Raw genomic sequence first — 12352 nt, forward strand, 5'->3', positions numbered from 1 at the left:
CGCTCCCTAGGGGAGGGGAGACTACAGCGAGATTACGGCGAGGTTCTGTCCGGTGCTCCTGACACCCGGTTGTCTGAGATCAGACCGTAACCAGGTGAGTGCGAGAAGCAACAGTAGCGACGCAGAGAGGCTGCGGCTCGTTCCTCGCACCTTTCAAAGAAGGAGCTTCCTGTGGCGAAATGCCAGGTCAGCAGCATCATCGCACGACCGGAGGTGGGCGCGTGACCCCGCCGGAGGCGACGAACAGCGGTGCCTCCGGGCCGGAGCAGACCGCGGATCTCGTGCTGGGGTCGTGGCGGCTGCGCGTGTCAGCGCCCCCTGATCTGCTACGGGAGGTCCTCACGGTGATGGCCCCACCCTGCACGGTCGAGGAGGCCGCCCTGGGCATCGGCTGGACAGTGCAGGCCATGCGAGACGAGCACGACGAACTTCCCAGCACCAACGATGCCGATGAGGTGTGCGCTGATCGGCCGGTGCTCGTGTCCCCCCGCGGCGGGCCTCAGCTCGCGGTGGTCGACGCGTCGAACGGGCTGATCCGCCTGCTAGGCCGCTACAAGCCGTGTAGCGCGGCGGCGCTGCTGGAAATCGACAAGGCCCGCCGTATGACCCGCGTCGTGGTGCCCGGTGCCGGGCCGGGGCGGCGCTGGCCAGACTGGGTGGCCCGCATGTTCTTCTCCTCCCGCATGCTCGCCGGCGGGTGGCGGCTGCTGCACGCGTCCGCGGTCGTGGTCGACGGGGCGGCAGTGCTGTTCGTCGCCGGTCAGGGCGGCGGCAAGACGACACTGGCACACCGGGCGTGTAAGGAGCTCGGCGCCCAGTTCATGGCTGATGACCTGGTGATGGTCGGGCCGAGTGGAATCGTGGCGGGCTGGCCGACTCGTGCGGTGCTCCCCGTCGGCATGGTCTCCCTGCAGGAGGCCAGTGCGGGAAGGGAACGGCTGGTGACAGGGACGCGGCATCGGCTCGTGCTCGCCCCAGCTGAGCACCGCGCCACCCTCGGATACGCGCGTCCCACCCGGTTGGGCGCCGTGGTCCACGTAACGACCGGGGTGAACCCGGCAGGGTCGGATCAGGTGGCGTGGGCTGCCCCGATGGATAAGGCCGGGCTGGGTGCGGTGATGGCGGACGCGGCGGACATCCCGGCGCAACGGCTGTACTCCACTGACCTGCTGGGCGTGACCGGTGGCCCGCGTCGCGTCGACTGGCCGGAACTCGGCTGGGACACGACGCTGTCCGGCACGGTAGGGGCTCGGCTGACCCTGGCTGATCTGCGGACGCTGCCTGACGCCCCGGTGTGGGAGGCACTGTCGGTGTGGCTGTCGGGCGTGAGTCGATGATGACCGCGGAGCGAACCCGGCGGACCGTGGAGGTGCGCAGCGCCGGCCGCGCCCTGTCCGTCGAGTGCGGCATGGGCCTGGTCGCGGCGTGGCCGCAGGTCGCGCAGCACATCCCCGGTGCGTGTGACGCCCCGCCGCAGGAGAGCGATCACGGTGTGGCCGCTGGCGTGGTCGTGCCCGACGACGCGGCAGACGCCCGCCGGTTGATCAACGCTCACCTGCATGTGATCCACGTGGCCGCTGGCACTGTGCCGGTGCACGCCGTTGCTGTGCAACGTCCCGGGGCCGGTGCAGTACTGCTGCTCGGCGGGCACGGCGCGGGCAAAACGCTCGTCGGGGTCGCGCTTGCTTTGCGTGGCTGGCAGTGGCTGGCCGGAGATGTGGCCCTGGTCGACGTTCCCGCCGAGGGCGGGCCCGTGGTGCGGGGCGGCACCAGCGCCGTGCTGGGGCGGCGGGACCCGCTGCGCCGCTGGTTCCCCGAACTCGACCTGCCGGAGGAAGGGCCAGGCGTCGTCGACCTGCGCCAGCAGCGTGCTCTGCAGCCCGCACCCGTCAGCGTGCCGGTGGTCGCGGCCGTCCTGGTCGACGTCGACGGCGACCCCGCAAGGCGCGCGGCACTCGAGCGGCTGGATCGTCACACGGTGGCGACTGCGTGGCTCCTGGCCAGCGGGCACCTGCTGGAGCGACTCCTGGACGAAGGGGAGCAGCCGCTGCGCCTGCTGGAGGACGAGATGGCCCTGCGGCGGCGGATCCGCTGTGTCCGAGCCCTGGCCGGGTTGGTGGGCGCCCACCTCGCGCGGGGCGCACCGCAGGAGATCGCGGCGCGCATCGAACGGCTCACAGATGACAGGCAGGTGAGGACGTGACCAAGGGGCACGTGAGAGCGGTGGCATTCGACTTCGGCGGCACCCTGGCCTGGCCCGGCCCCGCCCCGGACGCCGCCACCGTGACCCAGATCCTGCGCCGCCTGCCTTGTGCGGTGATCCCCGACGGTTTCGCCGCCACGTTCGAGCAGGTGACACGCCGGGTCCGGGCCGCCGACCGGCGGCGCGACGCGCAAACGTCGTTCGCTGAGCAGTTGCGCGTGGCGGCGTTGGAGAGCGGCGCGGTGCTGGATGACCCGGCGGCCGCCACCAAGGAGGTGTTCACCGCCATCGTGGACGCGGAGATCGACCCGCGGGCCGCCGAGGCGTTACGGGAACTGCACGAGGACGGGCTGGTGTGCGTGCTGGCGTGCGACACCCAACGCCCCGAGAGCGTGCGCCGCAACACGCTGCGCGAGGCGGGGATCGGTGACTGCTTCGACGGCCTGGTGCTGTCCAGCACGCTCGGTGTGCGTAAGCCGCACCCACGGTTCTACGCCGCGGTGGTGGGGGCGGCCGGATGCCCGGCCGGGGAGATCCTGTTTGTGGGCGACACCCCGGCCAAGGACGCTCTCGGTCCGTACAGCCACGGCATGCGCGCGGCCCTGATCAGCCCCGCAGGGCGCCCGCCCGGCCTGGACCCCCGCATCGATGTGATCGCCCACCTCGCGCAGTTGCCCGCTTACCTGGAGAGTCTCCGTGGCCGCTGACCTCGCCCGCCCCCCGGTGTGCCGGTACGTCGGCCCACGCATCCGCCTGTCCGGCGGGCACGCCCGCCTGCTGCCCGTCGCCCCCGTCCCGGACGGCATGGTCGCGGGCCGGTTCAGTGTGCTCAGCCCCGGCACCGAACGCCGCCACCTGGCCGCCAGTAACGGCCCTGACGGGGTCCGGGACGCCGGATACATGACGATCGGCGGCGATGAGTCTGCCGGGTGGGTGCTGGCGGCGGTGCCGCACGGCGCCGCGTTCGATCCTTCCAGGAGCGGCACCCTGGCCGCGCCGCCCGGAACCAGCGTGCAGGTCGCGGCGCTGGCACGGTTCCAGCAGATGGCCGTCCTGGGCTTGGAGCAGCTGCCCGCCCGGGTCGAGTTGGACGGCACCGTGGTGGTCGGCTCCGGGCCGGTCGCATTGGGCTGCGCCCTGGAGTTGTGCCGCCAGGGCGCCGGCCGGGTGCGGGTGCTGACGTCCCGGTCTCAAGCCACGATCCGTCTCGTGCCCGGCGTGGAGTGCGTCACCGCCGTGGACCAGGCAAGCGCCAGGCTGGTCGTCGACGCGACCGGGCGCCCGCGCCGCGCCGCCATGCTGCTGGCGTCCGGCGGCACGCTCGGCCTGCTCGGCACCCCCGCCCCGGGCTCGGTCCTGCCGTCGCTATCGCTGCACCGGTCCGGGTGGACCGTCATCGGCATGCACGAGCTGACCGCGCTGGCCACCGGCCGCTACGCCGACGCGTACATGGCGGCGGCGGCCTGGCTGCGGTGGCACCTGGACCCGGGGCTCGTCGACGCCTGGTGCCTGATCACGCCCGGCACCCACGCCCCGGCCTTGTACGCGGGCCTGGGCGGGCCCGGCCAACCGGCCGAACCCGTAGTGATCTTCTCGTGGGAGGTGTGATGGACACCGCTGCGCCGATCGGGCTGTACAGCATTTCCGTGCGCGGCCTGGATGTGCCGGGCCTGCTGCGTTTGGCCGCCTGCAATGGGGTGCCGTTCGTGCACCTGCGTGGCGGGCCCCGCGGATTCCACCTGGCCGCTCAGCCCGTGGCCACCGTATGGGAGTGGCGCAAGCTGGCCATGGACACGGTTCCGATAACCGGGGTTACCGCTGACCTGGACCTGGCCGATCTGCTGGAGGGAGACAGCGTCGCCCGCACGCAGGCCGTTCACGACCTGGTGCAGCTCACGGAAGCGGCGACGCTCCTCGGCGCAGGGTGGGTGCGCTTGCTGGCCCGCACCCCCCTGCAGGAGCGGGCGCTGGCCGACGCGGTAACCCTGCCGGTGCTGGCGCGCGGCCCGATGCCGCTGCTGGTGGAGCTCCACCATCCGGCATGGATGGACGAGAGCACCTTCGCGCCGCTGATCGGCATGGTGGAAGCGTGCCCATTGGTGCGGCTGCTGGCCGACACCGCGCAACTCGCCGCAGCACTCCCCGGAGACGGCAGTACACCCACCTGGGTGGGGCAGGTCCTCGACCACGTCGGCGCGCTGCACCTGTCCGACACCGGCCCCGGCCTGCACGCGCCCGGCCACGCCCTGGTCGCCGGCCTGACCGCTGACCGGATCGACGCCGGGCAACGTATGGAGATCGCCGTGGAATGGACCGGCGCCGACCGCAGTCCCGCCGCGTGCCTGGCCCGGTACCGCGCCGCCACCACCTGGTGGGCGAACCTCACCGCCCGGGAGGCGCGATGAGTACCGTGCCTGACGGCGGGTGGGTGGTGATCCGCGACCCGGCATGGCCCAGCCCGTACTTCGGCGAGCTGGAACGCCACGCCCCCGCCGGATTCCCGCTGTCCTGCGCCGCCGCCCTGGACGCCCTGCCGGCCCGGCCCACCAAGCCCGGTGTGATCAACGTGCACCGGTTGAAGCGCCTGTACCGGGAGCCGGACGGTCAGCGCACGCTCGACGCCGCGAAGGCCATGCTGGAGCAGCTGGCGGCGCTGCGCGAGGGCGGGTGGCGCATCGTGTGGACGGTGCACAACCTGCTGCCCATCGATGGCGGGCCGCCCAGCGACGCCGACTGGTACGCCGCGCTCGGCGTGCTCGGCCTGGCCGACACGGTCCTTACCCACACCTGCGCCGACGCCGTCTACCTGTCGCGGCTGACGAAGGTCCCGGTCGTCGTGGCCGGTTGGGCGGGGTTGAGCGCCCCCGCCGACTGCGGTCCGGAACCGGGACCGGTGGGTGAGCTGACTGGCTGGTTGCGTGCCGCGTCGTACGCAGTGCTCGTCGTGGGTAACCTCACCGCCTACAAGGACCTGCCCGCCGTGGTGGGCGCGTTCACCGGGCACACCCGGCGCGCGCGGCTGCTGGTCGCCGGGCCGTGCCGCGATGAAGTCCTGGCGGCTGAACTCAGGGACGCGGCGCGAGCGGGCGGCGGCCGGGTCCGCGTGTACCCGCACCGCATCCCGCCTGAGCACGTGCACGGCCTGTATCGGGCGGCTGATGCGGCGGTGTGCCCGTACCGGGTCGATGGGCCGTGGGAGTTCTTCACTCAAGTCCTGTACCCGGGGTCGGTCGGTACCGCGCTGGCGTTCGGCACCCCGGTCATCGCCCCGGACCTGCCCGCGATCAGCGAGATGACCGCCGGGCACCCGGCGCTGCTGTACCCCACCGCGGACGGCCCCGGCCGGCTGCTGGCCAGCGCCGAGACCGTTCCCCGCTCCCACGCCCCCCGGCCGGTGGCGGACAGTGCCGCCCGCTGGCACGCCATCACCGCCACCTACCAGCGCATGTTCGAACAACTCACCGAACCCGTTCCATCCGCATAAGGAGATCTTCACCGTGCCTGACATCACGACCCCGTCGGCCGCCGAGGGAGGCGACCGCGTCGCCGCCGTCCTGGCCGCCCGCTACGGGCTGACGGTGCGCACCCTCACCCAGCTGCCCATCGGGCAGGGCACCGTCAACTACCGCGCCATCTGCGAGGACGACCAGAAGGCGTTCGTCAAGAGCTACCCGACCGGCACCGACCTGCACGCCGAGCAGGCAGCCATCGCGCTGTCGACCCGAGCGGCCAAGGCGGGCATCCCCGGGCCGCGAGTGCTCCCCAACCAGGAAGGGAACGTCATCGACGCCAGCGCCCCGCTGGCGGTGTCGGTATGGGAGTGGATGCCCGGCCACGTCACCACCCGCCTGTCGCCGCCGCAGCTCGCCGCAGCCGGTACCGCGCTGGGCCGCATCCACGCCCTGTTCGCCGACCTGCCAGGCAGCCCCCCGGCTCAGGGGTCGGCGGGGCAGCGGTGGCGCGACATCGACGTGGACGACATCACCGCGACGATCGACCAGCTCCTGGAGATCATCGCCGGGCGCATCCGTACCGGGACCAGCGACGCGTTCGACACCGAGGCACAGCGCACCCTGCTGGAGCGCCGCGACCAGCTCGCCCACGTCCCCGAGCTACTGGCCGACCTGCCCGCGGAGCTGACCGTGCAGGTCGTGCACGGCGACTACTCGCCGGTGAACCTGCTGTTCGTCGGGGAGCACCTGTCGGCGGTGCTGGACTTTCGGCCGCCGGACCCGTTCCTCCTCGCCTACGATCTGGGCCGGATGGCGTTCTACCCCAACACCGTGACCGGCGACACCGGCTGGCTCGACGCCGCCGCCACCCTGATCGGCGCTTACCAGCAAGCACACCCCGCCGTGGCGACCGTCGACGTACGCGCCTGCGGGCGGGTCGCGCTGCTGCAGCTACTGAAAAGCCTGTACGGCGTCCGGCAGCACTACCTCAAGCCCGGCCTGTTCCAGGACGACCTGGACGAGTTCTGGCTTCTGCGGCACCGCGCCGTGAGCGTCCTGCTCGCCGAGCTCGCCGTGACCGACACGCTCCTGACCGAGCTGGCCGACGCCTGACCTGGCCGCTCTCCACCGCGCACCCCTGTACTACCCTCCGACACCTCAAGGGAGATCCCCGTGACCTTGGACACCGTCCTGTCGCCCGCCGGTGCGGCATGGGACGTTATGCGCGGCCCCATCTCACCCACCGTCCTGGACCTCGGCGCGGCGGACATCGCCGCCCGTCACCACCTGCGCGTCGGCCAGCTCGACCAGCGGGCCCTGCTCCTGGCCGACGAGAACGGCACGACCCGCGTCACCCTGCGCTGGCACTCCTACACCCCGGACCGGCCCGACACCCTCAGCCATGTGCTGCCCGGCCAGGAATGCCTAGAGATCCTCCTCGACGTCCACCCGGGCGGGCAGGAAGCGGCCGGGGACCTGCAGGCGTGGCTGCGGGAGCGGCTGCGCTGCTACGACCCGGCGGAGCTGGGGCAGATCACCGCGTCGATGCCGCTGCTGGCCGGCCACGCCACCCACGACGAGCACCTCGCCGGGTGGGCGATCATCTTCCGTGATCACTACGTGGAGAACAGTCTCGCGTTCCTGATGGCCTTGCAGAAGGCCGGTGTTCCCCCGCAGTGGATCTACGCGCTGGCCAAAGGCGACCGCACGCACAACCGTGACCGGGTCCACGCGACGCTCCTGGCGCAGGGGTGCTCCAGCGGGCTGCTGGACAACACCACGATCAACGCACCCCGAACGCACGCCGAGGATCTCGCCCAGGCGATGGCCGGGGTGGACGCGTTCATCGACGCCGCCCACGAAGCGGAGCGGCCGGTGCTGGTCATCGACGACGGCGGCTTGCTCGCCCAGGGGTACGGCCACGCGGACGCCCCCCGATGGGTGGACGCGGCGGTAGAGCTGACCGTGTCCGGGCTGAAACGGATCACCGCTGCGGGGCCGCTCAGCATCCCAGTGTTCAACCTGGCGCGCTCGGAACTGAAAACGAACCTCGGCTACCCGGAGATCGCCGACTCCTGCCTGCGCCGGTTGCGGGCACTGCTGCCCGCCGTCAAGGTCATTGGCCGGCCGGCGCTGGTCCTCGGGTACGGCACCCTGGGATCGCGTCTGGCGAACGCGCTACGCGCCCAGGGGTGCCAGGTCCACGTCGTCGACCCCGACCCGCTCGCGTTGATCGCCGCCGCCGAGACCGGTCACCCCACCTACCGCACCGCCGTGGACGCATTGCGCGCGGTACAGCCGTTCCTGGTGGTCGGCACCACCGGGGAGGACGCCCTCACCAAGGAGGCGGTGTCGCTGCTACCCGACAGTGTCGTTCTGGCGCCGTACGCCACCCGGGACTTCGCGCTGCTGGCCGCCGACCCGGAGCTTGCCGGCGCGGTGAACGAGATCCCCGGCGTCGGCCGCCGCTACCACCTGCGGGGCGGCGCCCAGGCGACGATCCTCGGCGACGGCCGCTCCCTGAACCTGTTCGAGTCCGACGCCATCCCCAACCAGGGATACGACGCCTACCGGGCCGGAACGCTCATCGCGGTGAAAGCCCTCTGCGCCCAGGCCGACACCCTGCAGGCGGGAGTCCACACCGGCCTCGTCGATGAGATCATCGCCGCCTCAGGGTTGTACGAGGCATACTACGACACCTACCTGGCATTCACCGGGGCGCCCGTCCGCTCCACACCGGCCCGGCCCGCGCCGCTGGCCGGGGTCGCGGCGTGCGTGGTCGGCTACGGCGCCATCGGCCGGTTGCATGGGCAGATCCTCACCGATGCGGGCGCGGAACTGACCATCGTGGACCCCAAGCACCAAGACCTGCCCCAGACCTGTCAGACGTTCCGGCACGGCGTCGACGACCTGCCGGCGGCGGTCGCCGCCGGTGTCGGCCTATGGTCGGTGTGCTGCCCGACCGCTGACCATCTGCCGGTGCTGCGCTCGATCCTCACCCACGACCCGCAGGCGCGAATCCTCCTGGAGAAGCCCGCTTGCCAGGGCCATGAGATCGGCGAACTCACCGGCCTGCTCGGCGAGCACCCCAACGCCCGCATCGTCATCACCGACCAGTATCAGCATGCCCGCGCCCTGGACGTCGCCGCAGGACTCCTCGACACCTACGAGCCGGGCACGCCGATCAGCCACATCGGGGTGACGTTCACCAAGGACCGCAGCGCCGACATCGCCGACGGCCGGTTCGTTGACCGCTCCTACGGGGTGCTCGGCTACGAGTGGCTGCACATGCTGGCCGTGCTGCGGCGCCTGCTCCCGGCCAAGGCGTTCGACACCTACCTGGCAGCCCACCCCCGGCAGGCGACCCTGCGCGCCATCTACGACCCCAGGTTGTTCGTCTCCGCGCTCACCGAGCACTCCACGCTGCGCACGGGCGAGCACCTGCTGCACCTGGAGTTGCACTCCAGCATCACCAGCCCGGCCGTTGTCCTGGGCGGCGCCCCCGAGCGGACGACCGGATGGCGGCGCGACATCCGCCCCGCGGACGACCGGCACCGCTACCTCACCGTCCACGCCGGCCGTACCCGGGTCACGGTCCACCTGGACCCGGTGACCGCAGCCGGCGGCTGGCAACTGGAGCGCAACCACCACCGGGTCACGGTGGAACGCGACGACGATGTCCTGCACGACCAGGTGATTGAAGACTCGCCGCTGCGCACCGCTATCGAGCTGGCGGCCGGTACGCTGATCAGCCCGCGGGTCCTGCCTCCGCCAGACCTGGGCCCGCTGCGCCGGATCACCGCCCTGGCTGAGCACCTGCGAGCCCAGAAACCCGACCAGGAGACGACACCCAGCAGCGACGGCGCGGTACCGGTTCCGCTGAGAGGGGGCCTCGCCTCGACCGGGTGAACCACCGCCCGCCATCAGCGACCCGGCAGGCCCGGTCTGATTGATGACCGGGACTGCCGGCGTTGCGTCCAGCCGTGACGGTGCGGAGGTGGCCGGTAGTGTGGACCGCGCGCGCTGAGCGGTGATCCGGGCCACCTGCACCTGCTCGGGGACCCCGTTGATCACGCTGGACCAGACCGACGGCACACCGTGAGAAGGCCCCGCGGCCTCCTCACGGCAGTCGGCTGGTGGCGTTGGCTGCGATCATCGGGCGTCACTCGGGCCATAAGGTGCTGATCGTCGCCCGCGGGGAGATGATCGCCGCCGCCCACCACCATTTCCTCGAAGTGCCCCGGCCGGGCAGGTGCTGCCGCTGGCGTTCACCAGCCATCCGACCGGGCTCGCCAGATGGAGGCAGCAGCCGATTTCGTGGATGCGACCCGAACTCCGCCGAAGGTGGGCCCTGTACGGACACAACGGCACCCATTACTTGAGCACCCCCAGAGCGAACACGGCACCGAGGAAAGGTTCAACGACGAAGTCGCGGAGCTGCACGCCAAGCCCAGGATGACCTCCTCCGTGGTCCATTGCAAGGTCAGGCGATCTGGCCTGCTTTGAGCCCGCCTACGAACGCCTGCCACTCGGTCGCGGGGAAAACCAGAATGGGCTGCGCGACCTGCTTGCTGTCGCGAACCCCGCGCCGCCCACCGGCCAGTTTCGCCACTTCAACGCAGTTGCCGCCGTTGCTGCCCGAGTAGGAGGACTTGATCCATAAGGTCGCGCGCTCCTGGGGCAGTTCGTCCATCGCCCTATCGCCTCCTTGAAGCCCGAACCCGCTCCCGCGCAGTACGACTGACGTTCATCTTCCGACCAGACCAGAGCGCTGACTCCAACAAAGGCACCGCTCTGATCAGGCGATCCGCCCTGCTTTGAGCCCGCCTACGAACGCTTGCCACTCGGTCACCGGGAAGACCAGAACGGGATTCGCGACCTGCTTGCTGTCGCGAACCCCGCGCCGCCCACCGGCCAGTTCCGCCACTTCAACACAGTTGCCGCCATCAGGACCCGACCAACTGGACTTGCGCCACTTGGCCGTTTCCCGATCACAGGTCAGCTTTTCCATCGCCGCACGGTCTCCTTGATCAGCTCCAAGGATTCGCGTTGAGGGAGTGCCTCGGAGCGAATCCCGTCATATCTAAATCTTAGGGTTCTGATGTCTTCCGCTCGCTCTGTCACGCGTCCGAGAATTCCCGCCGACTCCACGTACGCCGTGTCGGCGACGCCGTCCGCCTGCGCGATGACGAACCCGCCCGCGAGCCCGGTGGTGGAAAAGGCGCTGTAGGGCAGGATCTGGATCGTGACACTTGAGGACTTGGCAGCCTCCAGCAGGTGAGCGAGCTGCGCCGCCATCACGGCGACGGTGCCGACGGGACGGTGGAGAACGGCTTCGTCGAGCACGAACCAGAGAAGAGGAGGCTTGGGGCGCCTGAGAATCGACTGGCGTTCCATGCGGGCCACCACTTGTTCTTCGACCTGCTCTGCGGTGACTCCCACGTCGCCGCTCAGTATCGCCCTGGCGTAGTCCTCCGTCTGGAGCAGGCCAGGAATCATCAACGGCTCCCAGGTACTGAGTGCCTCTGCAGTGGCTTCGACGTCGAGCCAAGGACGGAACCAAATGGGAGCGGACGAGCGATTGACCATCGGCCAGAGGCGTGTCAGGGCGCCGTCCGCCTGGAGAGCTTCGTCGCAGTGGCGAGCGAACGCTTCCGACGGTGACCGCTTGGCTGTTTCGATCATGCTGATCGTGCCGACCGAGTAAGGCACCGCTCGTGCCAGCCGCAGTTGGGACCAGCGTCGCTCCTTCCGGAGTTTGCGCAGCTCATAGCCAAATAGGGCCGTCGGCGACTCGGAGGGGTAGAGCTCGCTTTCCTTTGGCATGGGTGGCTCCAGGGGGTTCTTCCTCAGCTTTTCACCGGAGGGTTTCAGCTGAAGCGTTGATGACTCGTTGAAGTCGATCAGCAACAGAATGTAGCCGAAGCTCGAGATGGTTGGAAGGCGGTCGAGAACTAATCCTGGGAGCGGGTGAAAAGTTGAAGCGGGCAAGCGCGCAGCCGAGAGTCCTTGGAACGACGGGTCTGGCCGGCGTCCGAGAGTCCGTCCCACACGCACGAACCGAGGTGCGCCGATGGCTAGGTGATTCGCATCCTGCGGTTGACGACGTGGTTCTGGCCACGTCAGAACTCGTGACAAATGCGATCATCCACACCGGCTGCGGGGCGGACGACTACATCGGGCTCACGGTCACCGAGCAGGATGGAGCCATCCGTATAGAAGTGAACGATCCGGGTTCGTCCGTATCGGAGCCTGAGGTCCGCAAAGACCCCGACGCCGAGAGTGGACGCGGCCTGCTGATCGTCCGTGAACTCTCCCACGACTGGGGCAGTTGCGACGACGGCCCCGGCATCGGCCGGACGGTCTGGTGTGCCATCCGCTTCACCCCGACCAACGGCTCGGGCCCGCTGATGCCATGACGAAGAGTGTCTCCGGCTCGCTCGTCAGCGCCTCTCCCGGTTCGCGCCTTGAGGTGCCGGGTGCGCCCCCCCGGCAGAGAGCGGGAGGCAAAACGAGGGCTTTTGCCTATTTCTGGTGGGTGCGGGGGGATTTTCGTGAGAAGCTGTTCCGCCTCCGTTATCACCGGAGCACCCCGAAAGCCCCGGTCGGAACCTTCCCCTATGCTCCGACCGGCCCCGCCCCCGATGAGACTAACCCCCAGCCTCATCGGGGGCCCTCCGGGAACGATGCGAGCGCC

The 12352-nt window shown here is 70.4% G+C and carries 12 protein-coding genes; 9 read left to right on the forward strand and 3 right to left on the reverse strand.

Going from position 1 to position 12352, the window contains the following annotated elements; all coding sequences use genetic code 11:
* Positions 1–221: 221 nt before the first annotated feature.
* From AB0H21_RS18750 to AB0H21_RS18785, 8 genes are read left to right on the forward strand one after another with little or no spacing between them, the layout of a single operon-like run.
* Entirely contained in the window at positions 222–1337 is a 1116-nt protein-coding gene (locus AB0H21_RS18750) for a hypothetical protein (protein ID WP_358517761.1), read from the forward strand.
* Positions 1337–2203 carry a hypothetical protein gene (locus tag AB0H21_RS18755; protein ID WP_358517763.1) on the forward strand — a complete coding sequence of 289 codons (867 nt, stop codon included), beginning with the start codon at positions 1337–1339 and terminating at the stop codon, positions 2201–2203. The genes AB0H21_RS18750 and AB0H21_RS18755 overlap by 1 nt, the downstream gene beginning before the upstream one ends.
* On the forward strand, positions 2200–2910 hold the full coding sequence (locus AB0H21_RS18760) for an HAD family hydrolase (RefSeq protein ID WP_358517765.1): 711 nt from the start codon (positions 2200–2202) through the stop codon (positions 2908–2910). Before AB0H21_RS18755 ends, AB0H21_RS18760 begins: the two co-directional genes overlap by 4 nt.
* A complete protein-coding gene (locus AB0H21_RS18765) occupies positions 2900–3811 on the forward strand; it encodes a hypothetical protein (protein ID WP_358517767.1) in 912 nt (303 codons plus the stop codon). The genes AB0H21_RS18760 and AB0H21_RS18765 overlap by 11 nt, the downstream gene beginning before the upstream one ends.
* Entirely contained in the window at positions 3808–4608 is an 801-nt protein-coding gene (locus tag AB0H21_RS18770) for a hypothetical protein (protein ID WP_358517768.1), read from the forward strand. The genes AB0H21_RS18765 and AB0H21_RS18770 overlap by 4 nt, the downstream gene beginning before the upstream one ends.
* Positions 4605–5687: a glycosyltransferase gene (locus tag AB0H21_RS18775; protein WP_358517770.1), complete on the forward strand. Its 1083-nt coding sequence runs from the start codon at positions 4605–4607 to the stop codon at positions 5685–5687. The genes AB0H21_RS18770 and AB0H21_RS18775 overlap by 4 nt, the downstream gene beginning before the upstream one ends.
* Before the next feature lie 13 nt (positions 5688–5700).
* On the forward strand, positions 5701–6768 hold the full coding sequence (locus tag AB0H21_RS18780; protein ID WP_358517772.1) for a phosphotransferase: 1068 nt from the start codon (positions 5701–5703) through the stop codon (positions 6766–6768).
* 60 nt (positions 6769–6828) lie between these two features.
* The gene (locus AB0H21_RS18785) at positions 6829–9564 is read left to right on the forward strand and encodes a hypothetical protein (protein WP_358517774.1); all 2736 of its coding nucleotides are present in this window, start codon (positions 6829–6831) and stop codon (positions 9562–9564) included.
* Between the two features lie 574 nt (positions 9565–10138).
* Here AB0H21_RS18785 and AB0H21_RS18790 read toward each other — a convergent pair.
* The 3 genes from AB0H21_RS18790 to AB0H21_RS18800 all read right to left on the reverse strand — a co-directional run bounded on the left by AB0H21_RS18790 (position 10139) and on the right by AB0H21_RS18800 (position 11565).
* Positions 10139–10348 (reverse strand): DUF397 domain-containing protein, encoded by a 210-nt coding sequence (locus tag AB0H21_RS18790; protein WP_358517776.1) that lies wholly within the window; start codon positions 10346–10348, stop codon positions 10139–10141.
* Between the two features lie 105 nt (positions 10349–10453).
* Positions 10454–10666, reverse strand: coding sequence for a DUF397 domain-containing protein (locus AB0H21_RS18795; protein ID WP_358517778.1), 213 nt, complete (start codon positions 10664–10666; stop codon positions 10454–10456).
* Complete coding sequence (locus AB0H21_RS18800; RefSeq protein ID WP_358517780.1) at positions 10654–11565, reverse strand: helix-turn-helix transcriptional regulator; 912 nt, start codon at positions 11563–11565, stop codon at positions 10654–10656. Before AB0H21_RS18800 ends, AB0H21_RS18795 begins: the two co-directional genes overlap by 13 nt.
* 68 nt (positions 11566–11633) lie before the next feature.
* Here AB0H21_RS18800 and AB0H21_RS18805 point away from each other — a divergent pair, with 68 nt between their 5' ends.
* Entirely contained in the window at positions 11634–12074 is a 441-nt protein-coding gene (locus AB0H21_RS18805) for an ATP-binding protein (protein ID WP_358517782.1), read from the forward strand.
* Positions 12075–12352: the final 278 nt, after the last annotated feature.

Source organism: Sphaerisporangium sp. NPDC051011, assembly GCF_040653595.1.
In the GTDB taxonomy this organism is placed as follows: Bacteria; Actinomycetota; Actinomycetes; order Streptosporangiales; family Streptosporangiaceae; genus Sphaerisporangium.

Coding starts and splice junctions, on each gene's coding strand:
- AB0H21_RS18755 (WP_358517763.1), top strand. CDS start 1,337: ATGACCGCGGAGCGAACCCGGCGGACCGTGGAGGTGCGCAGCGCCGGC.
- AB0H21_RS18790 (WP_358517776.1), bottom strand. CDS start 10,348: ATGGACGAACTGCCCCAGGAGCGCGCGACCTTATGGATCAAGTCCTCC.
- AB0H21_RS18795 (WP_358517778.1), bottom strand. CDS start 10,666: ATGGAAAAGCTGACCTGTGATCGGGAAACGGCCAAGTGGCGCAAGTCC.
- AB0H21_RS18775 (WP_358517770.1), top strand. CDS start 4,605: ATGAGTACCGTGCCTGACGGCGGGTGGGTGGTGATCCGCGACCCGGCA.